This is a genomic window from Methylacidiphilum infernorum V4 (assembly GCF_000019665.1).
GTDB lineage: Bacteria > Verrucomicrobiota > Verrucomicrobiia > Methylacidiphilales > Methylacidiphilaceae > Methylacidiphilum > Methylacidiphilum infernorum.
Genome location: NC_010794.1, coordinates 232,411 through 257,315, shown reverse-complemented (window position 1 = coordinate 257,315; position 24,905 = coordinate 232,411). Strand labels below are relative to the sequence as shown.

General features: G+C 43.3%; 20 protein-coding genes and 1 tRNA gene. 13 read left to right on the top strand and 8 right to left on the bottom strand.

The annotated features are described in order from the left end of the window. Positions 1 to 53 precede the first annotated feature (53 nt). Positions 54 to 1,199, bottom strand: coding sequence for a calcium:proton antiporter (locus MINF_RS01150; protein WP_048810013.1), 1,146 nt, complete (start codon positions 1,197 to 1,199; stop codon positions 54 to 56). Between the two features lie 150 nt (positions 1,200 to 1,349). Between MINF_RS01150 and glgP the strand changes: the two genes are divergently transcribed. Then, on the top strand, positions 1,350 to 3,869 hold the full coding sequence (gene glgP, locus MINF_RS01145) for an alpha-glucan family phosphorylase (protein WP_012462597.1): 2,520 nt from the start codon (positions 1,350 to 1,352) through the stop codon (positions 3,867 to 3,869). A gap of 53 nt (positions 3,870 to 3,922) precedes the next feature. Further along, on the top strand, positions 3,923 to 5,275 hold the full coding sequence (locus MINF_RS01140) for a hypothetical protein (protein WP_238523512.1): 1,353 nt from the start codon (positions 3,923 to 3,925) through the stop codon (positions 5,273 to 5,275). Positions 5,276 to 5,280: 5 nt separating this feature from the next. Here MINF_RS01140 and MINF_RS01135 read toward each other — a convergent pair whose 3' ends face one another. Continuing rightward, a complete protein-coding gene (locus tag MINF_RS01135) occupies positions 5,281 to 6,075 on the bottom strand; it encodes a class I SAM-dependent methyltransferase (RefSeq protein WP_048810413.1) in 795 nt (264 codons plus the stop codon). On the opposite strand from MINF_RS01135, the gene MINF_RS11290 reads away from it, so the two are divergent. After that, positions 6,015 to 6,224 (top strand): hypothetical protein, encoded by a 210-nt coding sequence (locus MINF_RS11290; protein ID WP_187146990.1) that lies wholly within the window; start codon positions 6,015 to 6,017, stop codon positions 6,222 to 6,224. The genes MINF_RS01135 and MINF_RS11290 overlap by 61 nt on opposite strands. Before the next feature lie 190 nt (positions 6,225 to 6,414). Here MINF_RS11290 and MINF_RS01130 read toward each other — a convergent pair. Then, positions 6,415 to 6,496: transfer RNA gene (locus MINF_RS01130), tRNA-Leu, on the bottom strand. A 94-nt stretch (positions 6,497 to 6,590) separates the two neighbouring features. Here MINF_RS01130 and rsmI point away from each other — a divergent pair. The 10 genes from rsmI (at position 6,591) to MINF_RS01075 (ending at position 18,171) form a co-directional block, all read left to right on the top strand. Next, positions 6,591 to 7,421 (top strand): 16S rRNA (cytidine(1402)-2'-O)-methyltransferase, encoded by an 831-nt coding sequence (rsmI, locus tag MINF_RS01125; RefSeq protein WP_012462593.1) that lies wholly within the window; start codon positions 6,591 to 6,593, stop codon positions 7,419 to 7,421. Between the two features lie 37 nt (positions 7,422 to 7,458). Continuing rightward, positions 7,459 to 7,983, top strand: a complete 525-nt coding sequence (locus tag MINF_RS01120; RefSeq protein WP_012462592.1) for a hypothetical protein — start codon at positions 7,459 to 7,461, stop codon at positions 7,981 to 7,983. A 115-nt stretch (positions 7,984 to 8,098) separates the two neighbouring features. Next, positions 8,099 to 8,869: a MotA/TolQ/ExbB proton channel family protein gene (locus MINF_RS01115; protein WP_048810012.1), complete on the top strand. Its 771-nt coding sequence runs from the start codon at positions 8,099 to 8,101 to the stop codon at positions 8,867 to 8,869. Further along, positions 8,853 to 9,278: an ExbD/TolR family protein gene (locus tag MINF_RS01110; RefSeq protein ID WP_148205277.1), complete on the top strand. Its 426-nt coding sequence runs from the start codon at positions 8,853 to 8,855 to the stop codon at positions 9,276 to 9,278. The genes MINF_RS01115 and MINF_RS01110 overlap by 17 nt, the downstream gene beginning before the upstream one ends. After that, a complete protein-coding gene (locus tag MINF_RS01105) occupies positions 9,265 to 10,062 on the top strand; it encodes a hypothetical protein (protein ID WP_012462589.1) in 798 nt (265 codons plus the stop codon). Before MINF_RS01110 ends, MINF_RS01105 begins: the two co-directional genes overlap by 14 nt. Positions 10,063 to 10,303: 241 nt before the next feature. Next, positions 10,304 to 11,479, top strand: a complete 1,176-nt coding sequence (locus MINF_RS01095) for a GuaB3 family IMP dehydrogenase-related protein (RefSeq protein ID WP_012462587.1) — start codon at positions 10,304 to 10,306, stop codon at positions 11,477 to 11,479. A 153-nt stretch (positions 11,480 to 11,632) separates the two neighbouring features. Continuing rightward, positions 11,633 to 13,195 (top strand): glutamine-hydrolyzing GMP synthase, encoded by a 1,563-nt coding sequence (gene guaA, locus MINF_RS01090; RefSeq protein ID WP_012462586.1) that lies wholly within the window; start codon positions 11,633 to 11,635, stop codon positions 13,193 to 13,195. Further along, the gene (gene hisD, locus MINF_RS01085) at positions 13,192 to 14,466 is read left to right on the top strand and encodes a histidinol dehydrogenase (RefSeq protein WP_238523511.1); all 1,275 of its coding nucleotides are present in this window, start codon (positions 13,192 to 13,194) and stop codon (positions 14,464 to 14,466) included. Before guaA ends, hisD begins: the two co-directional genes overlap by 4 nt. Before the next feature lie 79 nt (positions 14,467 to 14,545). After that, positions 14,546 to 15,643 (top strand): protein arginine kinase, encoded by a 1,098-nt coding sequence (locus MINF_RS01080; protein ID WP_012462584.1) that lies wholly within the window; start codon positions 14,546 to 14,548, stop codon positions 15,641 to 15,643. A gap of 17 nt (positions 15,644 to 15,660) precedes the next feature. After that, the gene (locus MINF_RS01075; protein ID WP_012462583.1) at positions 15,661 to 18,171 is read left to right on the top strand and encodes an ATP-dependent Clp protease ATP-binding subunit; all 2,511 of its coding nucleotides are present in this window, start codon (positions 15,661 to 15,663) and stop codon (positions 18,169 to 18,171) included. Between the two features lie 36 nt (positions 18,172 to 18,207). On the opposite strand, the gene MINF_RS01070 is transcribed toward MINF_RS01075, so the two are convergent. From MINF_RS01070 to MINF_RS01050, 5 genes are all read right to left on the bottom strand, one after another. Then, positions 18,208 to 18,633, bottom strand: coding sequence for a hypothetical protein (locus MINF_RS01070; protein WP_238523510.1), 426 nt, complete (start codon positions 18,631 to 18,633; stop codon positions 18,208 to 18,210). 94 nt (positions 18,634 to 18,727) lie between these two features. After that, entirely contained in the window at positions 18,728 to 19,687 is a 960-nt protein-coding gene (locus tag MINF_RS01065) for a 2-dehydropantoate 2-reductase (RefSeq protein WP_012462581.1), read from the bottom strand. Positions 19,688 to 19,787: 100 nt separating this feature from the next. Further along, on the bottom strand, positions 19,788 to 20,141 hold the full coding sequence (locus MINF_RS01060) for a hypothetical protein (protein ID WP_048810011.1): 354 nt from the start codon (positions 20,139 to 20,141) through the stop codon (positions 19,788 to 19,790). Beyond that, entirely contained in the window at positions 20,134 to 21,564 is a 1,431-nt protein-coding gene (locus MINF_RS01055) for an efflux RND transporter periplasmic adaptor subunit (protein ID WP_048810010.1), read from the bottom strand. Before MINF_RS01055 ends, MINF_RS01060 begins: the two co-directional genes overlap by 8 nt. Positions 21,565 to 21,588: 24 nt before the next feature. Further along, positions 21,589 to 24,780: an efflux RND transporter permease subunit gene (locus tag MINF_RS01050; protein WP_012462578.1), complete on the bottom strand. Its 3,192-nt coding sequence runs from the start codon at positions 24,778 to 24,780 to the stop codon at positions 21,589 to 21,591. Between the last annotated feature and the right edge of the window lie 125 nt (positions 24,781 to 24,905).

Here is a 24,905-nt window from a genome sequence, read left to right as displayed (position 1 = left end):
CTTAATCCACATGGGATTTTTTGCTCCCAACGATCTTTATCATTTCCTTATGCTTAATCAAACATCATGATAAGGTAAGAAAAAAAGAGGAGCAGATGGGCAGCGCCCTGCAAAATATTCGTTTTGGCTCCAGAGAAGGTTATCTGGCACAGGAGAAGAGTTAATACAAGAAGGGTAGCTTCCACCTGCCCAAGGCCAAGCAATATCGTATCGTTTTTCAAAAGACTTATGCTCAGCAGCAAGGGAAGGGTTAAACCAATGGTCGCACACACCGAGCCTAAAAGAATATTCATCGATCTTTGCAGGCTATTATGAATAGCGGCGTTAATCGCCGACATCGATTCAGGAAGTAGCACCAGTAAGGCGACAATAAAACCCCCAACGACTTTGGGAATTTTTAATTTTTCTATCCCGAAATTAATCGCGATCGATAACTTTTCGGCGAAGAACACAACAAATAATAGAGAAACGATCAGCATCAATCCATGATGAAAGGGAACGATCTTTTCTCGATGAACCGCTTGCTCTAGATCGTCTCCATCATCCAGAAAAAAATATCTCCTATGGCTTATTGTTTGGACAACCAGGAAAAGAAGATAAAGAAAAACGCAAGCAAACAAATAGAAAAGAGTCTGAAATCTCGAAAATGTCGGGCCCGGGCTGGAACGGGTAAAATTGGGAAGGATCAAAATCAATACGGCCATGGGAACAATAACGCTGAGGAAAGCTTTTGCCCCCTCCAGGTTAATCTTCTGTTCCTTGTGATAGATCCCCCCTACCAGTAAAGTAGTGCCAACCATTCCTCCCAGAACAATCATGATGATGGAATAGACCGTGTCCCTGGGAAAAGTTAAGTTTTTCTCTCCCGAAGACATAATGTCCCAAATGGAGGAAAACTCTATGGCGGTAGCAGCAAAGGTAAGAATCAAGGATCCATAAGGCTCGCCATAGTGATCGGCAAGCTTTTCCGCATGCTTAACCGACACAAACGCGTTGGTTAAAACAAGACTAAAGAACCAAAGAAAACCGGTGAAAAATTCCCCAAACCCTTCAATTTTATGGAACTGTTCTTGCAAAAAGACAAACAATATAAAAGAAAAAAGAGAAAAAAAGAGGGACTTGTGAGAGAGGAAAAACAAAAGATAGCTTTTTTCTTTCGCCCTTCTTGAGAATGATAATTTTTTTCTTAAAAACTCCATTTGTTTTCTGCCTTTTCATTTTTTCAAAACGCAACCTTACCGATTTTCACCAGTTTTATCTAAAGGAACAAACAAGAAAATTAAACCAAATTTTTCCCTCATGTTTTTTCTCCTAATAACCCGTTGTTTGATTAACAGAGGAGTGCGTCCATGATATCCCCCCGTTATCTTTTTCCTGAAATCCCTGAAGAATTGAAAGGTTTAGAAGACCTTGCTTCAGACATGTTATGGCATACGGTTTCTGGATCGAGAAGGCTTTGGAGAAAAATAGATCCCTTGCTTTGGGAATCTACAAGCAATCCCTGGTTTATTCTTGAAAGATTATCTAAAGAAAAAATAAAGGCTCTTAGTCAAGATCCTGAATTCCAAGGCCTCTTTAAATGCCAGTTGGAAGAAAGAAAAAGGTATTTCGAACAAAAAACATGGTTTGAAGAAAACTTTCCCTATTTCAAAGGGCATATCGCTTATTTCAGCATGGAGTTTGGACTTGGAGAAGAGCTTCCCATCTATTCAGGAGGACTGGGGATCCTAGCAGGAGATTATCTCAAAGCGGCCAGTGATCTTGGACTGCCTGTCGTGGGCATCGGGCTGTTGTATCAACAAGGCTATTTTCGCCAGCTTATCGATTCCAAAGGTGAACAAGTTGAATTTTATCCTTATAACGATCCTGCGCTCCTGCCCGTGTTCCCCTTGAGGGATGATTCGGGAGAATGGATTTCTATAGAGGTTCCCCTGCCGGGAAGAAATCTCATCCTACGTCCCTGGTACGTTACTGTGGGTAGGGTTTTTCTTTATCTTCTTGACAGTAATGATCCGGCAAACATGCCATCGGACAGAGCCATAACCGGCACTCTTTATGGCGGGGATAACGAAATGCGCCTCTTGCAAGAAATTGTCCTTGGTAGAGGAGGCTGGAAACTTCTTTCCAAGTTGGGGATAGAATGCAGCATTTGTCATCTCAACGAAGGTCATGCCGCCTTTGCCATCTTGGAAAGAGCTAAAGATTACATGCAACAAATGGCTTTGCCCTCTTTTTGGACTGCGCTCTGGGCAACACGCTCGGGCAATATTTTTACTACCCATACCCCGGTTGAAGCCGGATTTGATCGCTTTGCCCCTTCCTTGTTTTTAAAATACTTTTTTGATTTTTGCCAGGATGTCAAAATAGCCCCCGAAGAGCTTTTAGCCCTAGGGCAACTGGACAGGAGCAAGGAGGAACCCTTCAACATGGCTTATCTTGCCTTAAGGGGATCAGCAGCTACAAACGGGGTAAGCAAACTCCACGAGAAAGTCAGTCAAACTATCTTCCGGGGATTATTTCCCCGCTGGCCAACATGGCAAATACCGATCGGATCGGTGACTAACGGGGTCCATGTTGCCACTTGGCATTCCCAAGAAACCGATGAGCTTTGGGCCAGCATATGCGGCAAGGATCTGTGGAGGCAACCCACCGAAAAATTAGAAGAAAAATTCCGCTCAGCAACTGACTGTGCCCTTTTGGAATGGCGAAAAAAGAATCGGCTCAATCTTATCCTTGCTTTGAGGAAAAGATCCCGCTGTCACTGTGCCATGATGGGTAAGCACCCCGACATCATGTCTCAATGTAGCTGTTTATTCGATCCCAACGTTCTTACGATAGGCTTTGCAAGAAGGTTTGCTTCTTATAAAAGACCTACCCTGCTCCTCCATGATAAGGAAAGGCTGGTCAAAATACTTACCGATCCTCACAAGCCTGTGCAACTGGTAGTAGCAGGTAAGGCTCATCCCCAAGACCAGGTAGGAAAAGCGATGATCAGAGAGTGGACGGCTTTTGTTGCAAGAAAAGAGCTGCATAACCGCGTAGTTTTTGTAGAAGATTACGATATGAGGCTTGCTTTGGATCTAGTTCAAGGCATCGATCTCTGGATCAATAATCCTAGAAGACCATGGGAAGCAAGTGGAACCAGCGGGATGAAGGTCGTGGTTAATGGTGGTTTAAACCTTTCCGAGTTGGATGGTTGGTGGGCTGAAGCCTATTCAGCTGAATTAGGATGGGCCATCGGGGATGGGAAAGAACATGGAGAGGATCCGGCATGGGATGCGTTCGAAGCTGACCAACTTTATTCTCTCTTGGAAAATGAAATCATTCCTGCTTTTTATGATAGGGATGAAAGAGGCATCCCTCAAAAATGGGTCAATAAAATAAGAGAAAGTGCAGCTCGACTGACCCCCTTTTTTTCCGCCAATCGGATGGTTAGAGAATACGCTAATGCTTATTACATTCCTCTTTGCTATGCAGCCGAAAAGAGAAGAGCAAAAAGTGGAGAACTTGCTCGAGAACTAGAAAGGTGGAAAAAAACGATCGTTACACATTGGAATTCTATCCACTTTGGCAATTTTCATGCTGTCCAGGATCAAGGCCAGATACACTTTAGCATCCAAGTTTACCTCGATGAAATTCCCCCCGATTGGGTCGTTGTTGAACTCTATGCCGATGCCAAAGAACAAACTGCTCCTTTTTGTAATATCATGGAAAAGGGAGAAGCCCTTGTCGGTGCTTTAAATGGATTTATTTATAGGCTCACGGTTAATACCCAACGGCCCCCAGAGGATTTTACCCCAAGAATCAGGCCCTATCATCCCGATGCTTTTCTCCCTACGGAAGCTCCTGAAATTTTATGGTATAAATAGAGGATGAAGGGTATTATGGCCGGCAAGGAGGTATCCTTTTAATGGAAAAAAAGGTGAAGAGAAAAAAGGGCCGTCTATTTCTTTTGCTTTTGCTGGCTTTTTTCGCTCTCCTGTTTCTTAGCATTACCGGTTTTATTTTTTGGGTTAATGGGATCGTAAAGAGCCGAGCTTTTGCCGATTTTGCCTCCAAGGTTGTCGAAAAACATACGGGAATATCCGGTCGCTTTGAGCCTTTTAGCTTTTACGGCTTTGGCCTAGAAACGGGAGGTTACGAGGGAAGAGGAAGCAAAGAATCGCCCATTGAGTTGATCTCCATAAAACCGATAGCTGTCCAATTAAGCTCAATAGGAATTTTGGGTCACCCCTGGATCGTTCGATCCATCGATCTGGGCGATTTATCGATCGATCTGCAAACACCCGAACTTCCTCCTGAAAGGAAAACGGAAAAAATTCCCTTGGCTTCTTCACCGAACAAGGAAGAAGCCCTGAGCATTGAAAAGATCCATGTGAAATCACTAGATCTTAAATGGCCTCCTTCTATGGGGGGAGGAGGAGAAATCAAAGACATTGAGCTTAACATTTCTTCTCAACAAGCAAACTGGCTCATCTACGGGAGCAAAGGTTTTGCTCGGCTCCAATCGATTCCTCCATTGTCAATCGAAAAAATCAAGGCTCTTTTAAGTAGATCCTCTATCGATTTATCAGAAGCAAAGCTCCATCTTCAGGCCTTCCCTCGATCCCTTGTATCAACAGAAGGAAGCATCGGGCTTGTTCCCACTCACAATACCCACCTTAATCTTTCATTAAAAGAGATCCCCTTGGAAGCTATATTAACTGAACCCTTAAAAAATGAACTCCGAGGAGATCTCCGGGGCACCATAGGCATTAATGCAACAAACGATCTTATGAAATCTTACCATGGAGAGGGAGAACTGTATATCGATCGAGGCAGGCTGGTTCATGTTTCATTTTTGACGAGCCTTGATTCTTTTTTGAAGCTTCATCAGCTCGAAGATATACCCCTGACCGTGGCCCATAATTCTATTAGCTTAGAACCCAACATCATTAAACTGCATAATATCGACTGGCAATCTGAAAATACTATGAAAATGACGGGGTGGATTACCTTGGCAGGCAAAGCGGTCAGTGGAACTCTCCTCCTGGGTATTCGGGCCGATTGGATCCCCAGGCTCCCCGGGCTAGGCGGCAAATTGTTTAATCCTGGAGAAGGGGGGTATTTTTGGACGGAAATCCATCTTTCAGGAACACTCAACGACATCCACGAAGATTTTTCTCCCCGTTTAAACAATGCCGTGCAGGGAATATTGCAAAGAGGGATTGAAAGAGAGATTCAAAAACAAGTTCCAGGAAGAATTTTCAGGAACATCCTCCCTAATTTCCCTTGAGCTCGTTAGCCCTTTCGAGCCACCAAGCACAATTTAATCCACCACCATACCGGCCTGCCCTCTTCCCAACCGATTTTCAAGACTCTTTTGGCATCTTGGGGGGCATCTTTGACCATCTGATAGATTTTTTCCTGATTATCCTTAGGCGTTCCTCCCGATTGAAAATACCACTCAATATCATCCTGTTTAAAAGGAATAAATAAACTCTTTAAGGGCGTCAGTCCTGATTGAAGGCAATACTCTTTCCATTCACTTTCAAATCTATATCCCACATGGCTATAATCTCTTAATTTTTCGACTTTATCCAACCAATCATAGGCTTGCTGTTCCCCGTTGGGAACGGTTCCATCGATGAGTACAAAAAGTCCATCTTTTTTAAGAACCCTTGAAGATTCACGAACGAATGCTTCCTGATCGGCAAAATGGTGGGCTGCATACCTACAAGTCACTAAATCAAAACAACGGTCGGGATAAGGAAGTTTTTCTGCGCTATGAATGCAAAACCGGATGGGCAGGCCTTCTTCATCCGCTATTTTCCTTGCTCCTTCGAACATTTTTTCCGTGATATCACAGGCGGTTACTTCAACACCCTGCCTGGCAAGAAAAAAAGCCGTGTAACCATTTCCCGTAGCCACATCCAGGGCTTTCATTCCTTTCTGAAGGGGGATATCCTCAAATGTCTTTTCTAAATCTTCAATATTGGTCAGGATATGTCCTTTCTGGTAGAAAGACGCACAAGATGAAAAATGCTGTTGAGAACGCTTTTGTATCTCAATATAATCCGCTTCATTTTCGCTCATTAAAGACAATAGAACAAAACCCATCCGAAGCGTCAAGTGCTTCTCAAAATGGCTTTTTAGTGGATTTCCCCTTTACAGCTTTTTTTGATAATGTCGAAGGAGGCTTAAAAAAAGGAGTCAACCGAGATGGGAATAAAGAACGCTTCTAAAAACGCTCTTTTTAAGTCTGCTTACTTTCTTCCGGTGGCAAGAATATGGACTTGAAAGAATAAAAAACAACCTTCAACGGCTACTGGATAATTTGGCTACAAAACTCCAAACCGCTCCATGCGGCCATCATGGGGTACTCTCGAACAGCATGCCCCCTCTTTCTCCTTTTTTAACCGCTAGGAAGCCTCTTGGGCTTGGCGGGATTTGAACCCGCACGGTGTTACCCACTAGATCCTAAGTCTAGCGCGTCTGCCAATTCCGCCACAAGCCCTCTTTTCAGCTAAAAAAATAAACAAAAATAATAGATCAAAAAACTATTTTTTATTCTTTTTCTCGGGCACCGCTAAATAAAAAACCAGGAACAAATGAGTGTAAGAATAGTCGTTCGTTTTCTATTATATTACAAAACTGAAGGGTCTATAAAAACGGCATCGCCAATGATCGAGACTATCAAGAATATTAATAAGACTGTGGGGAGGCTTTTTGTAGTAGGTACCCCCATAGGAAACCTTGAGGACATCACTTATAAGGCAATAAAAATACTTAAAGAAGTCGATATCGTTGCTTCCGAAGACACCCGAAAAACCCTTATTCTCTTCCAAAAATGGGAAATCAAAAGACCTCTTTTTACTTATAATAAGATAAACGAAGAGAAAAAAGCCTTAAAGCTTATCGAATCTCTTCTGAAAGGGAAAAATATAGCCCTTGTATCCGAGGCGGGCATGCCCTGCATTTCGGACCCTGGAGAGCGGCTGATAAAAAAATGCATCGAAAAACAGATTCCTTTTGAAGTCGTTCCAGGACCTTCGGCTGTCTTACAGGCTCTTGTCCTATCGGGATTTCGAACAACTCCCTTCTATTTCGGTGGGTTTCTTCCGATAAAATCAAAAGCAAGAAAATCCGAATGGAGAGAGGCGGCTACAAGGCCCTATAGTTCAGTTTATTTTGAATCTCCTCACCGGCTTCTTTCTTCCTTGGATGATGCCTGTGGAACTATTCCCGACTGCCTTCTTTGTCTTGCCAAAGAAATGACAAAAAAGTTTGAAGAAGTTCTTAGGGGAAAACCGAAGGAACTGCTAGCCCAGCTTCAAGAAATAAAAATAAAGGGTGAGTTCTGTATCGTTGTCGATGGCTATGGGTATACCAAAGAAAAAGCACAAAAATTATCGACAGACACCCTGAACGAGATAACATAAAAATTATATTGACTTTAATATCGAATTTATTGTTCTTATGTCTTTTTCAAGCTTCATAAAATATTTCTTTTTTCTTCTGCTTTTTTCTTTCGTTGTATATACCCCTCGTTCCCTTGGAGAGCCGGAAAACGATCCCAAGAACGGGCAAGAGCCCTATATTCCAGATAAAAAAATTAAAATAATCAAGGTGCTGGAAATTCTCAACGATAAAAAACTCAAGGCTGGTGGGTTGCAATCCTTGATATATGAAAGAGCCTATTGGAATTGGGGGGCGATCGTCCCTTCGGACTTTCGGGCTCGATCAGGCCAAATTTATATCATTGCATGGAAAAAAGGAGGACAAGCAGAACCGCTCACTGCTCGATTTGAATTCAGGCAACTGAACACTAAAGAACAAACATGGTCCCAATCCATTTATTATCCTAAGGCTCATGGAGCGATCGATTCGATTTTTAAAGTCATTGGGGATACTTACTTTACCAACGGCACCGTTTTTGCCTGGAGATTTTCCGTTTTGAGAAATAATACTATTGTAGCTCAAGTCAAATCTTTTATTTGGTAACCACCGGGTATGGACTACGATCTTTTTAATCCGCTGCTTTTTTTAAAACTTGAGGCACCGCAATGCACAAAGGCAACGACAAACTCCAATAATAAAAACAGCCTTAGGAAAGACGATGAAAGTGGCCTTCCTCTTATATAATCAGCTTTTCTTAGCGGCGAAGCAAAATCCCCGAGTCGTTCCCGAGGCCATGTCACTTTTTGACATTGTCCATAAAGGGGGGCTAATCATGTGGCCGATTCTCTTTTGCAGCATTTTAGCCCTAGCCGTATTTTTTGAAAGGCTTGTTACCTACCGGAAATCGGAGCTAGCTGTTGAAGAAACGCTACCTGGGATTAAAAACTTGATCTTTAAAGGCAATTTCGATGAGGCTCTCCTGAGATCTTCTTCTTTTCATGGTCCTGTGGGGAGAGTTATACGACAAATCCTTCTATTTCATTATCTTCCCTTATCAGAATTGAGGGAAGCGGCTCAAAATGCAGCCCAACTTGAAATCCCTCGGCTTGAAGCCCACCTTCCTATTCTTTCAACTATTGCATCGATCAGCCCCCTACTCGGTTTACTGGGAACGGTCAATGGAATGATCGAGGCTTTCCTAGCAATGAACAGGGCCTCAGGAGCGGTATCGGTAACCGATTTGGCGTCCGGGATATGGATGGCTTTGGTGAGTACCGCTGCGGGGATATCCGTTGCCATCCCCACCCAAATTGCATATAATTTTTTGATTACCCGGCTTTCGGCTATTCTTGGAGACATTGAAAGAGTTTCCACAGAACTGATTCACGCTATCATAGAATACCGATGGCAAAACAACCAAGTTTTGGAAGAAGAAGACCAAGCCCATGAAATTACGCCCAAGACTGAACCTTATGACAGGCACAATTAACTTTGTGCCTCTTGTTAATGTCGTGCTTTTGCTCCTTTTTTTCTTCTTGGTTGGTTCTTCTTTTATTACTTTACCGGGCATCGTTGTCGAATTACCTAAAAGTCCTTTTGGAATAAGTGTTCCTTTAAGTAACTTGATTGTTTCTGTTTTTCTTGAACCGGAAAAAAATGAATTTCCCTCAAACACGGCAACGAAAAGAGCTGCTCTTTTCTACATCAACGATCAAGAGGTCAGCCTTGATGAGTTAAAAAAAATGATCCCTCTTCTTGCATCCCAGCATCCAAACCAGATGGTTATTATCAAGGCCGACAAAGAAGTCCCCCAAGCCTGTATTATAGAACTGACCAATCTTTTCTTGGCTCAAAACCTTTCCGTTTTACTCGCCACCCAACCCGATGCAGAACATTAACTTACAAGGAAAAACCTTCAGCCGATCGTTGGAAATAAGAACTTCCTCTATTTTGTTTTGGCTGATTTTTTCAGTCTTCTTTCACCTTTTTTTTCTTCTTTTTTGCAAGGTCACTTATGTTCCCCCCCTGGTTGAACCCATTCCTAGAAGCAGGGTATTCGTATTTTCCCCTGATTCTGCCCTTGTCGATCCTTTTTTAAAAGATAGAGTCAATTTTCTTTTGAAATACAGGGATCCGGTTTCCTTAATCCATCCCAGGGAACCATCCCATAAAAGATTGAGCCCGATCCAACCTTTAGCTTTACCATCAAGTAACGATGTTCCCAGCCCTTCTTCCATCCCCACAGAAAAAGAACTGGAGTTTTTTAAAACCGCAGAATCCAATCTTAACGAATCGGCAAAGACTTTTTTCCCTTTATCCAAGGAAAAACCCTCTTTTTCAAAGCTACTGCCCAACATAGCTAAACAATCAACTGCACTCTTAGATGAACCTTTACAAGCAAGACTGGTTTCTGGCTGGAAACTCCCCAGGATAAATACGAATCTTTTATCTGAAGCCCGAACCACTACTATCGTCGTATCCGTCGATCCGGAAGGAATAGTTGACCACGTTCTTCTTGAAGAAAGCTGCGGCAATGAACAGGCCGATCTATTGGCATTGACTGAAGCCCGCAGTCTTCGTTTTTCTGCAGACCCCCTGTACAGAAGGAACATATGGGGCAAGATAAAAATATTCTGGAGTTACAGTAATCAGTTTGAAAGTCAAAGGGGTTATGTTCCATGATGCGGATTACCTTACCCGAAGCTTTTTTTTTCTATTCCACTCTTTCACTTGCTTTTATTTTTATTTTGTGGTTTCTTTTTTATTCCAAAAGGCGTCGCTTGGAGAGGCGGCGCATTTTTATTTGTCGGTTCTGTAAAGAAAAAATCGAACTTGAACCGGGACAAATCACGTTACGCTGTCCAAGGTGTAATGCTATTCAAAATGTTGAACTTAGAGTTTAATTTGTATCGGAGGTCATAAAATGGGCATGTGGATAGGAAGAAATCGAAAAGCCAGAGTCTGTTACGGTTTTGACGAGATTTCATTGGTTCCAGGAGATGTAACGATTAATCCAGAAGAGGTTGATACCAGCTTTGAAATTACGCATCCTTCGGGGAAAACGATCAAACTTAAAATTCCCATTCTTGCCAGCGCAATGGATGGAGTTACAGATCCCAAATTTTGTACCGAAATGAGTCGGCTTGGGGGTATTGGAGTGATTAACTTGGAAGGAATTCAGACGCGGTATGAAAACCCCCAAGAGGTGATCGAAGAAATCATCAAATGCGATCAAAACAAGGTTACGGAGTTCCTGCAAAAAATATACTCTGCCCCTGTTCAAGAAAAACTTATTGCTTTAAGAATCGAAGAGCTTAAAAGAGCAAATGCCCTAGCAGCAGTTTCTTCCATACCTCAAAAAGCTGAAGCCTACGGGTACATAGCACAAGAAGCTGGAGCCGATCTCTACGTGGTTCAATCGACCGTGAGCACGGTCAGGCATATTTCATCTCGGTATAAGACCCTTGATTTAAAGCAGTTCTGCAAAAACATGCATATTCCCGTCCTCGTAGGCAACGCGGTTACTTACAATGTCGTTCTTGAGCTGATGGAATGCGGTGTTTGTGGTGTTTTAATCGGGGTTGGACCAGGAGCTGCATGCACATCGAGAGGAGTCCTGGGAATAGGAGTACCCCAAGTGACGGCAACGGTTGATGCTGCCGCAGCAAGAGATGCCTATTTCAAAAAAACGGGCCGTTATGTGCCCATCATTACCGATGGAGGCATGCGCAGGGGAGGAGATCTATGCAAGGCGATAGCTTGCGGGGCGGATGCGGTAATGATTGGATCGGCTTTTGCCCGGGCAGAAGAAGCTCCCGGCAAAGGATGCCATTGGGGAATGGCTACTCCTCATGCCAATCTGCCTCGTGGGACATTAATCCGCATGGGTATTTCCGGGCCCCTTTCACAGATTCTTTATGGGCCGGCTACGGTTGATGATGGATCTCAAAATCTGGTTGGTGCGCTTGCTACCTCCATGGGCAATGTTGGGGCAATGAATATCAGGCAATTTCAGGAAACCGAGATCATTATTGCTCCAAGCATCCAATCTGAAGGCAAGCTATTCCAAATGATTCAATCCGTCGGCATGGGTCGATAAGAAGGGGGAGAGGGCTTTTTTCTTGCCAACACAAAAAAAGCCAACTCGGGGGGCTAACAAAGTGAATAAGAGGGCATTTTATAAAGGCAACGGGGTCATCAAAGCCTATATAAGCCTCTTCTCATGTAGAAAGAGAGTTTAAGATAGCAAATAATGAGAAAGTCAAAGCTTCTTCCTGAAAAGGGCTGTGTAGCTATAATCGATTTTGGTTCCCAATATACCCAGCTTATTGCGCGTCGAATCAGGGATCTTGGGGTATTCTCTGTGATTGTTCCTTGGGATAGCCCTTTTCAAGATTTGCTCAACATTGCTCCAGTGGGCGTTATCCTTTCGGGAGGACCATCAAGCCTTCTCGAAGAGGAGTCTCCAACCCTGGATAAAAGAATACTCGATTTAGGGATTCCTATCCTGGGTATTTGTTATGGTTACCAGTGGATAGCCTCCTGTTTGGGTGGAAAAGTAGAAAAAGGAGGCAAAGGAGAATATGGACGTTCTTCTCTTTCTATAATTAAAGAGGCAACTTTATTCGAAGGACTCCCTACCCACTTTACGGTATGGAATAGTCACGGAGATAGAGTCAGTGAGTTACCGAAGGATTTCGAAGTTGTCGCTTTTACAGCCGATGAACCCCATGCAGCAGCTTGCAATTTTAAAAAGAATATTTATGGCCTGCAATTCCATCCTGAAGTTACTCACACCGAGCATGGAGAAAAGATCCTGGCCAATTTTCTTTTTGAAATTTGTCGGGCAATCCCAAACTGGAACCTAGGATCGTTCATAGAAGAAAGCATCGAAGAAATCAGGCGAAAAGTGGGAAACGAAAAAGTCATTCTAGGGATAAGCGGTGGAGTCGATTCCTCGGTTACCGCTGCCCTCGTCCATAAAGCCGTAGGGAAAAGACTCTATCCTCTTTTTGTCGATACGGGACTACTCCGTCAAAACGAAGCCGAAACCATTACGAAGCTTTTACAACAAAGTCTCGGTTTAAAAATCCACCTCTTTGATGCTTCCCAACAGTTTCTCGATAGGCTGAAAAATGTTGCCGATCCCGAAAGAAAGAGGAAGATTATTGGCAGTCTTTTTATTCGGGTATTCGAAAAAGCTGCTCAAAGCTTCGGAGAAGTAAAATTTTTAGCCCAAGGCACACTTTATCCAGACATTATAGAAAGTGCTCAATCTGGAAGAAAAGGGGCTTGCTTAATCAAGAGTCACCATAACGTAGGAGGATTGCCCAAGAAAATCCCCTTTGAACTGATCGAACCCCTCCGGTTTCTATTTAAAGACGAAGTTAGAAAAGTAGGGCTCTTGCTCGGTCTCCCTCACGAATTGCTTTACAGGCATCCTTTTCCTGGACCAGGATTGGCTGTGCGTTGTCTTGCACCTATCAGGGAACAAAACCTCCGCATCTTGAGAAAAGCTGATGCTATTGTTGTTGAGGAGATAAAAAAGGCCGGTTTTTATGAACAAATTTGGCAGGCTTTTGCCGTGCTTTTGCCTGTACGATCTGTCGGGGTGATGGGAGATAGAAGAACCTACGACTTTACCATAGCGATACGGGCCGTGGAAAGCATTGACGGCATGACGGCGGATTGGGTAAAGTTGCCTCCAGATCTTTTATCGAAGATATCCAACAAAATCATCAATGAAGTTGAAGGCGTCAACCGGGTTGTCTATGACATTTCTTCAAAACCTCCAGCAACCATCGAATGGGAATGATCGATTTTAAGATTCTACGTTTCGGCGACTTGAATTGGCAGCAAGAAAAAAAGGGGCTTTCGCGCTTCTACCTTCCTTCTAAGGAAATAGAACAAACCGTAAGAAGAGTCCTCGAAGAAATTATTCGCAACGGAGATAAAGCGGTAAGCCTGTACACAGAACAGTTTGACAAGCAATCGATAAGTCCCGGGGCATTTAGAATCACTGAAAAAGCCCCTCAGCCTCCAAAAGATGTAGTCGATGCACTGCGCTGGGCTAAAAGGAATATCCTTTGCTTTGCAAAAGCCAACAAGCCTAAAAACTGGAGCATTACCAACAGGGAGGGTGCACGGGTCGGAGAATACTATACTCCTTTCAGGAGAATAGGGGTATATGTTCCCGGAGGGACGGCTCCATTGATTTCGACAGCTCTAATGACGGTGTGTTTTGCCAAGGCTGCGGGAGTCAAAGAAATAGTCGTTTGTAGCCCTCCTCCCGTTAATCCCATTCTTCATTTCTCAATCATTTACTCCGGGGCCACGGAAATTTACAGGATAGGAGGCATTCAAGCTATAGGGGCTTTAGCCTATGGAACGGAAAGTATCCCAAAGGTCGAAAAGATATTTGGGCCGGGGAATGCCTACGTCGTTGAAGCTAAAAGGCAGGTAATAGGTCCCGTATCCATTGATCTTTTGCCTGGACCAAGCGAAATTGCGGTCTTTGCTTCATGGCCAGCCAATCCTGAATTTATCGCCGCCGATCTCCTTGCCCAAGCCGAGCACGGCCCTTCAAGCAAAATCTTGTTTGTCAGCCCTGAAAATTCGCTTTTGGAATCGGTCATCGGAGCGATCAACCGACAGCTTCCTTCCCTGAAGCGGCAGCAAATTCTCAAAGAGGTTCTCACCGATCATGCTTACTTTGTTCAAGTTCGCTCTATTGATGAAGGGATCGGGTTGATTAACGATTTTGCACCTGAGCATTTGAGCCTACAAATACCAGGGGCCAAAAAATACTTGGCTCAATTCAAAAATTGCGGAGCAATCTATCTTGGCCCCTATTCTGCAGTCGCCGCGGGAGACTTCCTAGCCGGTCCCAGCCACACTCTGCCTACAGGAGGAGCGGCAAAATCTTTCAGCGGATTAACAATGTCTCATTTTTATAGAAAAACCAGTGTCGTCGAATATTCGAAAAAGGCTCTTTGTAGAGTTTCCTCCCTATTAGAAACCTTTGCTCGAATTGAATCCCTTGACGCTCATGGCGCGTCCATAACCATTAGAAAAGAGAGTAAATAAAATCGTTGCTTTCTTTCCCTGCACAAAACGTTGTTGATGTTATTGCGAAATTCCCCTACTTTAATTATTTTATTCTGAAGTGAAAATAAATTCTTTGATCTCCTCTCCGAGTGAATGGCTGCAGTCTGGAGAAGGTAACAACAAGATAGTTGTCTCAAGCCGAGTCCGTATCGCAAGAAATTTAAACCGCTTTCCCTTTCCCGGATGGGCGAGGAAAAACGAACGGATAAGAATATTATCTATGACTCTTCCCGAGGTCTCTTCTCTGGCCGAGGTGAAACCTGCCGCTATCATTGATTCGATGGATCGTTTTTCGCCCCTGGAAAAACAGGTGCTTGTGGAAGAACATCTGATCAGCAGGGAACATGCAGCAAAAAACATTGGAAGCGGTGTCGTTATCAATGCCTCTCGATCCGTATCCATCATGATTAATGAAGAAGATCATTTGCGGATACAGACATTTAAATCGGGATTACAGCTCAAAGCAGCCTGGAGACTTGCTGATAAAATTGATGATGAACTCGATGAAAAGCTTGAGTTTGCTTTTTCTCCAAAAATAGGTTATTTGACGGCTTGCCCCACAAATGTGGGTACAGGTTTAAGAGTATCGGCAATGATGCACTTGCCTGCTCTTGTCTTAAGCGAGCAAATAAGCCAAATTGTAAAAGCGGTCAATAGAATAGGTCTCGCTGTCCGAGGACTGTTTGGAGAGGGAACCGAGGCCCTTGGCAATTTATTTCAAATTTCCAACCAAATGACCCTTGGGGAAAGTGAAGAAGAAATCCTGGAAAGACTGCACAAAGTGATCAGCCAGATCATTCAACATGAAGAAAATGCCAGGCAAAAACTTTTACAGGAAAAACCAAAATTTATATTAGATCAGGTAAGCAGAGCATTTGGCATTCTACAAAATTCGTATATAATATCTTCTAAGGAGACGTTAAATTTGTTATCCGTTGTCCGGTTGGGCATTGATTTAGGCATGTTTCCTGAAAACAATAGAATGATCATCGATGAATGTTTAATAAAGATACAACCTGCTCATTTGCAAATGGCTTATGAGAAAAAACTGACCTCGGAAGAAAGAGACGAGTTAAGAGCTGATTTTTTGAGGGAAAAATTCAAAAATTTTTCTTCTCCCGATACGAGGCATTTACAATTTCCCTTTCATCATTAAAAAGGAGGCTATCTCAAATGACAAACTTCACTCCTAGAGCACAACAAGTTCTGGCTCTTGCAAGGCAAGAAGCCGAAAGATTTGGGCATAATCATGTCGGGACTGAGCATCTTTTGCTCGGTTTAATTAAACTTGCCCAAGGAGTAGCCATTAATGTCCTGCAAAAACTTGGAGTGGATCTTGAAATTATCCGTGTCGAGATAGAAAAAAAGATAGCTTCCGTCCCTTCTGAAGGTAAACCCACAGCTCCCATTCCCTACACTCCCCGGGTAAAAAAAGTTTTAGCCCTTGCGGGGAAAGAAGCCAAAGCCTTAAACCATAGCTATGTGGGTACCGAGCATATCCTTTTAGGTCTTCTTCGCGAAGGAGAAGGAGTAGCGGCTACGATATTAAAGAATCTTGATATCGATCTTGAACGGGTAAGGAATGAAATTTTAAAAGAACTGGATCCCAATTTTTCTTCCAGCGGTGAAGAAGAGAGTCCTGAACCCGCTTTTGCAGGAACCACTGAAACAACCACGAAAAAGGAAGTCAAAACCCCGGCATTAAAAGCATTTGGGCGAGATCTCACCGAACTGGCCCGCCGGGGAGAACTCGATCCAGTCATTGGCAGAAAAAATGAGATCGAGAGGGTGATGCAGATTCTTTGTAGAAGAACTAAAAATAACCCTGTCCTGATTGGAGAAGCGGGAGTAGGGAAAACAGCCATAGTAGAAGGACTGGCGCAAGAAATCGCAAACGAAAATGTGCCCGACCTGTTAAGAGACAAAAAGATAATCACCCTTGATCTCGCCTTGATGGTTGCCGGAACCAAGTATAGGGGGCAATTTGAAGAGAGAATAAAAGCGGTGATGGAGGAAATCCGCAAGGCAAAGAACATCATCCTCTTTATAGATGAGCTTCATACCATTGTTGGAGCCGGATCCGCTGAAGGGGCCATGGATGCTTCCAATATCATCAAACCAGCCTTATCCAGGGGTGAGCTTCAGTGCATAGGAGCGACTACCCTTTCTGAGTACCGTAAATACATAGAAAAAGATGCTGCCTTAGAAAGGAGATTCCAAACCGTCCTTGTGGAGGCTCCGAGTGTTGAAGAAACCATCCAGATTCTTCATGGGCTGAAAGCCAAATATGAAATGCATCACAAGGCCAAGTTCACCGATCAAGCTATCGATACCGCCGTCCGGCTTTCGGATAGATACCTGACAGGGAGGTTTTTGCCTGATAAGGCTATTGATATTATGGATGAAGCGGGCGCAAGGGCTAGAATAGCCGCTACCATGAGACCCCCCGAGCTGAAAGACCTTGAAAACGAACTGGCTTCCATTAGGGCTAAAAAGGATGAATGCATAAAAGCCCAAAATTTTGAAAAGGCAGCAGCTTTAAGGGATAAGGAAAGAGAACTGAAAGAAAAACTTGAACAAAAAATTGCCGATTGGAAAAAGCGCAGAGACGAAAAAGAAACGACCATTACCGAAGATGACATGATGCAGATCGTCTCCAAATGGACCGGGATACCTATTACCCGAATCACAGAAAACGACCAAAGTAAATTCCTCAATGTAGGAGCAGAATTAAGGAAAAGAGTTATTGGCCAAGATGAAGCAATAGAAGCTTTGAGCCGGGCTTTACAACGTTCTAGGGCCGATCTCAAAGATCCCAAGAGGCCCATCGGTTCTTTCATATTCCTTGGTCCTACAGGAGTGGGAAAGACGATGCTTGCAAAGACACTTGCCGAGTATGTCTTTGGTAGTGCTGAAGCTCTTATTCAGATTGACATGAGCGAGTACATGGAGAAATTCAACGTGTCTCGACTCATCGGTTCTCCTCCAGGTTATGTCGGGTACGAGGAAGGAGGACAGCTTACCGAGAAAATTCGTCGTCGGCCTTATTCGGTTGTTCTTTTCGATGAGATCGAAAAGGCGCATCCCGACGTTTGGAATATCCTCTTGCAAATTCTTGAAGATGGTATTGTTACAGACAGCCTGGGTAGAAAAATAGACTTCCGGAATACCATCATCATTATGACTTCTAATGTAGGTGCTGAAATGGGGCTCAAGCCCGGGGTTTTGGGATTTCGCTCCAAGCAGGATGAAGTTTCCTATGAGCAGATGAAAGAAAGGATGATGGAAACTGTAAAAAGGACTTTCAAACCGGAGTTTTTAAACCGCGTTGATGACATTATTGTCTTCAGATCCCTGAATCGAGAGGACATGGTTAAAATCGTGCAATTGGAAGTCAATAAAGTCGCAGAAAGACTGAAAAGTAAAAAGCTGAGCATTCAACTTACAGAAGCGGCAATTGATTTCTTAATCGAAAAGGGATACGAACCCGCTTATGGAGCAAGACCCTTGAGAAGAGCTGTAGAAAAATACGTTGAAAATGCTATAGCAGAAGAGTTGCTCAAGGGGAAGTTTGCAGAATCCACGGTAGTCGAAGTCGATGCTCGAGAAGGGATGTTGATCTTTACTCCTAAACAAGCCCCGATCGAGTCTTCTTCTCAATCCCAAGTTGAATCAACTGTTTAAAAAGAAAGGGGCGAATGATTAAACGCCCCTTTCCCATCAAGGAACTTTTTCTATAGTTTCCCCAATCGGGTATTCCCATTTCCCCTTATCGGTGTCGATTTCCACTTTACCGACACCGTCCTTGTATCCTGGAAGCGATACTTTAATCACGTCTCCATAATCCATTTTCACAGGTAATACCTTGATTTTCTTGTAGGGATCGGCCGAGTTATAAGTCGGATAACATAAAAAGTCCATTTCCATCCCATGAACTCTTATTTTTTCGACAGTCAGTTCTTTATGTTCCTTGTTAACGATTTGCAGGATGGGAGGTAACAGGGAAAGGGCTTTTTTCTTTTCTCTTAACAAGATGGGAAGATCTTTATTGGGAACGTCTTTATCAGGATAATATTCCAAATAGGAATGAATAGAAAGGACAAGCTTGGGCTTGTCTGTTTTTTGAAGATATCCGCAACCAGCCAACAATATTAAAGAAATTAAACCTAGCTTTTTTATTTTTTTTCTAAGCTGTTTGCCATTCAAAAACATATACCCCGGGCATTTTCCCTATAATGACTTATATTCGACAATTTAATGAATCAAGAATAGCATAAAGCAATTGAAGCTTAGGTAAATGGATCCCCTTTGCACGGGCTTTTTTAAGAGGCCTTCCCCATATCGCCTCGATTTCGAGGGGTTTTTTTTCAAAATAATCCACTAAACTTGATGGCTTATAACGGCCCATTTTCCTTGTGACTTCGATTTGTAATTCTATAAAATCGTTGCTGATGCAATAGCCCATGGCCTTCGCCGCACGAATGATTTCCTCCATCAACTCGCGCGTAGCCCGTTCAAGTTCAGGATGAGCCAGAATTTCAGCCACATCTATTCCTCCTGCTGCCACAGCTAATCCATTGAAGGGAATATTCCATACCAACTTCTTCCAGCGGGCTTCTTCCAATGATGGGACTATTTCTGTTTCAATTCCCGCCGAACGAAGCATAAATTCAAATTCTTTTACTTCTTTTCCGGCAAGAGCATTATACTGGCCCAGTTCAACCTTACCAAAACCAAAATTCGTCACCTTCCCTGGACCGGTTCGATTGATGCATACAAACAAGATACCACCGATAACCGTTCTTGGACCAAAGTTATCATAAAGCCATTTTTCATTATCAATACCATTTTGAAAACAAACAAGCACTGTTTGGGGAGTAAGAAGAGGAGGAAGCAACTCCAACAGGGCATCATTGGCAGAAGCTTTCAAGGATATAATGACCCATTTACAGGGACCAATCTGTTGAGTAGAGGAAAAAACTTGCAAAGGATAAAGATGGAATTTTTCTTCCCTCCATTCAATAATCAAACCTTTTTGCTTAACCCAATCCAGGTCCTTTCTCATCAGGAAATGAACATCATACCCGGCTTTAGCCAAAAGCCCCCCATAAAATAAGCCGATAGCTCCCGCACCGACCACCGCTATTTTCTCTCTAGGGTTGGTTCCATGGACGACATCGTCTTGATCTTTTTGCGACATGACACGATCAAAGGAATAACAGTGAATATTACAAAAAAGACCCGTTTTTAGATAAACAAAGCCTCGGTATACCTGTAACGGACTTGAACTTTAAAATTTTTCAAGCAAACATACCACCTGGATTTTCCATGACTTCAACAGAATCCACCTTTCCATTTTCATTACTTCCTTTTCTTACGTCCATTAGCTTTTCCTGTTGAATCAGGTAAATGGCTTTGTGGAGATTTTGGCCATTTATCCAGATATCATGGCTTATAGTCCGGAGAAAAAATCTACTGCCTTCCGTATCCGTATGGGCGAATAGAATCCTCGAATAAGGAAAAATCCAATTTCTTCCAGGAGATTCTATGGTCAAGAAGGCTACGGGCACTTCGGAAGCCGTAACGCCTCCTCCCTTGACCTCAACTGCAGAATCTTGACGAACGTTAGCATTAGGGTGTCTATCCTCATTCATGGGCAAGCTTGCCTTTTTGCAAAAGTTTTTTCTCCATTTTTTTGTCGGGCTTGGGTTGAGATAGATCAGCAACAACAACTACCCTGTCTCCATCCTCGAGAATTTCTGGAGGATTCAATATTACTTTCTGATCCTTGGAAAGACCAAATGGAATTTCTATATATTGTCCTAAATCTTTTCCTAGTTCTACCTTATTGTAATGGACGATATTATGTTCATCAACACTAAGAACATAATTGCCATCAGATCTATCGATTATAGCATTAACCGGAACCAAAAATGTTTCCTGGGTTCTCGGCAAATGAAAGGTGACATCCACATACATGTTGACGATAATTTCTCCTTTAGGATTGCCGACATCGACTTCTGTTAACAAGGTTCGAGAAAGAGGATCAACAGCTTTAGCCGTTCTTACCACTAATCCTTTGTAGATTTTTCCCGGTAGCTCAGATGCCGTTACATCTGCCCATGTCCCAAGTTGAATTTGTGGAGCATAATTTTGGGGTACCGCTACATATACTCTCATCACGTCTGTAACAGATATTCGATAAAGCTCTCGTACCCCTTTGTCGCTTCCCAATGAAACCAGCGTTCCAATATCAATATTCCTAGCCGTAACAATACCGCTGAAAGGGGCATAAATTTTTTCAAAATTTTGTAGTTCCTTCCAATGTTCATACTGGCCTCTTGCAGCATTGACTCGCGCAAGAGCTGCATCATAGGCCGCTTGCCTTTCATCGAGTTGTTGCTGGGATACTGCACGTGTTTTGATCAGTTCTTTCCATCTATCGAGGGATATCCTGGCAATTTCTAAATTGGCTTCGGCAGATTTCAGTACCCCTTCCATTTCTAGGACCTGCCGGTCAATATCGGGAGCATCGATTACCGCCATGAGCTGCCCTTCTTTGACCTCATCCCCAATATCTACCCACCAATTTTTTATATACCCGTTGACCCGTGCCCAAATAGGGGTTTCAAAATAGCCCCTGGCGGTCCCCGGAAGCCTCAAATCCGTAATTGGAGGGGCTAACTGCGGCTTTGTAACCGAGACAGGCACCTCATTAGCTATACCCACAAACTTTTTAAGCTTGATCTGGTTATGTATCCTGGGTATAAGCCCTATGATAAAAAGGGCCAAGAGGATAGCACCAAAAGACAAAGCAATGAAAGCTGGGCCCTTTTTCACTTTTTTCAGAAGGGTATCCCAACTCTCTTTAGGATTAATAGGCGGCCTGTCTTTAACAGGCGGCGGTTCAGAAGGGGCCGGAGTCAAGTGAACTTTCATTTCTTCCTGGCTACCGGCATTGGCAGTCTTGCCCCTTATCCCGTTCTTGTACCGCTCAATGACGCGGTGCAACCTCCCCCATATTCCCTTTTTTATATCTTTTATTTTTGCACCCACCTTAAGCTCCTTACTACTCATATTCAACGCTTTTATAGTATTTGTCTACTCGACATGAGATGTTTTTCTTCCACGAATTATACTAAAAACCACGGGGACAAAAAAGAGCGTCCCCACAGTCGCAAAAATCATTCCCCCGATAACCGCCCTTCCCAGTGGGGCGTTTTGTTCACCTCCTTCGCCTAGTCCCAGGGACATGGGTAGCATTCCAAGAATCATTGCCCCTGCTGTCATGAGTACCGGCCTTAACCTAATCCTTCCTGCCATCCATGCAGCCGTAACCGCATCGGCTCCATTTCTCATTTCTTCATTAGCAAAAGTAATAAGCAAAATACTATTAGAGGTGGCCACCCCCACGGTCATGATCATTCCCATCAGCGAAGGAACGCTAAAAGTTGTGCCGGTAAGGTAAAGCATCCAAATCACTCCACAAAATCCCGCAGGCAATGCCATGAGAATAATAAAAGGATCCACCCATCCTTGGAAGTTAACGACCAACAGGAAATAAACCATCAATATGGCAAAAATAATGCCAAGACCTAACCGACCAAAAGCGTTTTGCATACTTTCAGCTTGTCCTCGAATATGGATTTCGTAGGCCGGGGGTAACTTCTTTTTTACATCATTGATAATCTTTTGCACATCGCTGACAACCCCCCCCAAATCTCTCCCTTGGACATTGACGAAAACATTATAGATCGGTTTAACATTGTAGTGACTGACTACAGCCGCTTTTTGCCTATGCTCGACGGTAACGACGTTACTTAAAAGCTGGGTTTCTTCCCGAGCGGCAAGGAGATCGGAATAGCTTTCCCTGATAGGATGCAGGTTAATGTTCAGCAAAGAATTATGACTATCTATCAGGTGTTGGGGAGTCTGTATGACGAGAGGATAATTGATAGTCGTCTTGGGATCAGCCCAATAATTGGGAGCAACAACGTAACTTGAGCTTAATTGGTTCAAAATGTTATTAGCGATCTCTCTTTGATTGAGTCCAAAATCCAACGCCCGAACCCGATCTATTTTCAAGTGCAAGTAAGGTTGCTTTTTTTGGTATATAATAACGTCAGCAGCTCCTTTTACCTTTTTTACTTTTTTCTGTATTTCCTTGGCAAAACGTGAAGTGATTTCAGGATCTTTTCCCACAACCTGAATATCAATAGGGGCTGCCGAACCAAAATTAAGAATTTGATTCACCATATCCGGTGGCTGGAAAAAGAACTCACATCCGGGGAACTGCTTGGGAAGTTTTTCTCTTATTTTCCTGACATAGATAGAGGTAGGATGGTGGTCTTCTTTAAGCGAAACCAATATTTCACCATCAAAAGTGCCTTCATTAATATAATCACCAAAAGCCATACCTGCAGGAAACCAAAAAGGAAGCCCTCCCAAATCGACGATGGAGTCAATTTCTTCTTCGGGAACGATCTCTTTCTTTATGTACTCCTCAATTTCACTGAAAATCCTCGCCGTTGTTTCAAGCCTAGTCCCCGGAGGAGCAAAAACATGAAGCCTAAATTTCCCCGCATCCACGGGAGGGAAGAAATTTTCTCCTACAAAAGGCAGGGCGATGAAAGAAGCCAAGCCCAATATGCCGAACAGCAAAAAAACGGATCCTTTATGGTGTAAAGACCAACGCAAAAGTTCTCCATAATTGTCTCTAAACTGCTCAAAACGATCCATGAACCAGTGATGAAACCGCATAAACCGGGAAAGAGCTTTGCCCTCAATTTTTCTTTTATGTTCAATAAGCTCTTCTTGCCTGATAAGCATATTGGCCATGGTGGGCACGAGGGTTCTTGAAAGAAAGTAGGAAAAAAGCATGGAAAAAACGACTCCCAAAGCCATAGGTGTAAAAAGATACTTGGGCGGTCCCTCTAGAAAAATCACGGAGGTAAAGACAATACATATGGAGAGAGTGGCTACAAAGGCGGCATTGGCAATCTGTTGAGCCCCATCAAGAATAGCCTGGATTAGAGGCTTACCCATTCCATGGTTTCGATGGATATTTTCAACTTCAACGGTCGCATCATCGACCAGGATTCCCACGGCGAGAGCAAGACCTCCAAGGGTCATAATGTTAATCGTATTGCCCATTCGACTGAGAATGAAAAGAGCAACAAGAATGCATAGCGGGATCGAGGTCAATACAATCAAAGTGGACCTCCAGCTCCCCAAAAAAACAAGGATCATGACCCCGGTAAGCCCTGCGGCGATCAATCCTTCTTTTACCACTCCTTCGACAGAAGCACGAACAAAGACCGATTGATCCATGAGTTCCTGGATCTCAATGCCTTCAGGAGCCGAGGCTTTCGCCACCGGGAGAAGTTTTTTTAAATTAGCGACTAACTCCAAGGTAGAGGCCATCCCATTCTTTAAAAGAGGCATGATAACGGCGGGAACACCATTGTACCGGGCAAAATTCCATTGAACCGCACCTCCATCCCTGACATAACCAAGATCATGCATGTAGACAATTTGACCGTTGACTTTCTTGATAGGGATCTCATTCATTTCCTGGACATTGGTCGGCATGTTATTGACCGAAACCAAGTAATCCCTATCCCCAATCTTGATGTCGCCAGAAGCATAGTCTAGAACTTGATTGTTAATTACTTCCATTAATTCCTGGGCGGTAATTCCTCTTGCCAAAAGTTGATCAGGATAAGCATCAACTCGAATAAACCGGGCGGTTCCTCCCCAAGGAGGGGGAAAAGTCGCTCCCCTGATCGTTGCCAGCTCCCTTCTAAAGATATACCAGGTATAATCAAAAAGATCTGCACCAGACTTCGTCTTTCCGCTAACAGCAAGTTGAATGACGGGAACTTCGGCCGCAGAATAACGCAAAACATAGGGAGGAGTCGTACCAAGGGGCATTCTCTTTATCACCGTCTGGCAGATGGAAACGGCTTCAGATACGGCAAGATCGATAGGAACCCCAGGCTGAAAATACATCCTGATCAAGTTTAAACCATAATAGGTTCTCGATTCCATTCGGGCGACGTTATCCACGTATTGGGAAAGATTAAACTCGCTAAAAGTGGTAATGAAATTGGTCATGTCCTCGGGAGTCAACCCTTGATAAAACCATACAACGTTGACGACAGGAATATCGATATCGGGGAAAATATCCGTAGGAGTGGTTTCTATCGTCAGGAGGCCCATGACAAATATCAAGGCAGCCATTACAGCTACCGTGTAGGGCTTTCTAAGAGCAACTTTTACTAGCCAGAGCATAACTCGGAATTTTTTTCCTTAAAAAAAATAACCCACGAATGAACAATAAGTTTCTTGCCTGAAAAAAACCTAAGCAGTTCTAATACCACCCTTCATTCAAAAAACAAAAAAAAGTTTTTAGGCAT

Bases quoted from the DNA above. Each gene is read 5' to 3' on its own strand.
- MINF_RS01060 (WP_048810011.1), bottom strand. From the start codon at position 20,141: ATGAATGAGGATAGACACCCTAATGCTAACGTTCGTCAAGATTCTGCA.
- MINF_RS01120 (WP_012462592.1), top strand. From the start codon at position 7,459: ATGTCTTTTTCAAGCTTCATAAAATATTTCTTTTTTCTTCTGCTTTTT.
- hisD (WP_238523511.1), top strand. From the start codon at position 13,192: ATGATCGATTTTAAGATTCTACGTTTCGGCGACTTGAATTGGCAGCAA.
- MINF_RS01050 (WP_012462578.1), bottom strand. From the start codon at position 24,780: ATGCTCTGGCTAGTAAAAGTTGCTCTTAGAAAGCCCTACACGGTAGCT.
- MINF_RS01075 (WP_012462583.1), top strand. From the start codon at position 15,661: ATGACAAACTTCACTCCTAGAGCACAACAAGTTCTGGCTCTTGCAAGG.
- guaA (WP_012462586.1), top strand. From the start codon at position 11,633: ATGAGAAAGTCAAAGCTTCTTCCTGAAAAGGGCTGTGTAGCTATAATC.
- MINF_RS01115 (WP_048810012.1), top strand. From the start codon at position 8,099: ATGAAAGTGGCCTTCCTCTTATATAATCAGCTTTTCTTAGCGGCGAAG.
- MINF_RS01150 (WP_048810013.1), bottom strand. From the start codon at position 1,199: ATGGAGTTTTTAAGAAAAAAATTATCATTCTCAAGAAGGGCGAAAGAA.
- MINF_RS01110 (WP_148205277.1), top strand. From the start codon at position 8,853: ATGACAGGCACAATTAACTTTGTGCCTCTTGTTAATGTCGTGCTTTTG.
- MINF_RS01105 (WP_012462589.1), top strand. From the start codon at position 9,265: ATGCAGAACATTAACTTACAAGGAAAAACCTTCAGCCGATCGTTGGAA.
- MINF_RS11290 (WP_187146990.1), top strand. From the start codon at position 6,015: ATGAAAAATGCTGTTGAGAACGCTTTTGTATCTCAATATAATCCGCTT.
- glgP (WP_012462597.1), top strand. From the start codon at position 1,350: ATGATATCCCCCCGTTATCTTTTTCCTGAAATCCCTGAAGAATTGAAA.
- rsmI (WP_012462593.1), top strand. From the start codon at position 6,591: ATGAGTGTAAGAATAGTCGTTCGTTTTCTATTATATTACAAAACTGAA.
- MINF_RS01065 (WP_012462581.1), bottom strand. From the start codon at position 19,687: ATGTCGCAAAAAGATCAAGACGATGTCGTCCATGGAACCAACCCTAGA.
- MINF_RS01135 (WP_048810413.1), bottom strand. From the start codon at position 6,075: ATGAGCGAAAATGAAGCGGATTATATTGAGATACAAAAGCGTTCTCAA.
- MINF_RS01055 (WP_048810010.1), bottom strand. From the start codon at position 21,564: ATGAGTAGTAAGGAGCTTAAGGTGGGTGCAAAAATAAAAGATATAAAA.
- MINF_RS01095 (WP_012462587.1), top strand. From the start codon at position 10,304: ATGGGCATGTGGATAGGAAGAAATCGAAAAGCCAGAGTCTGTTACGGT.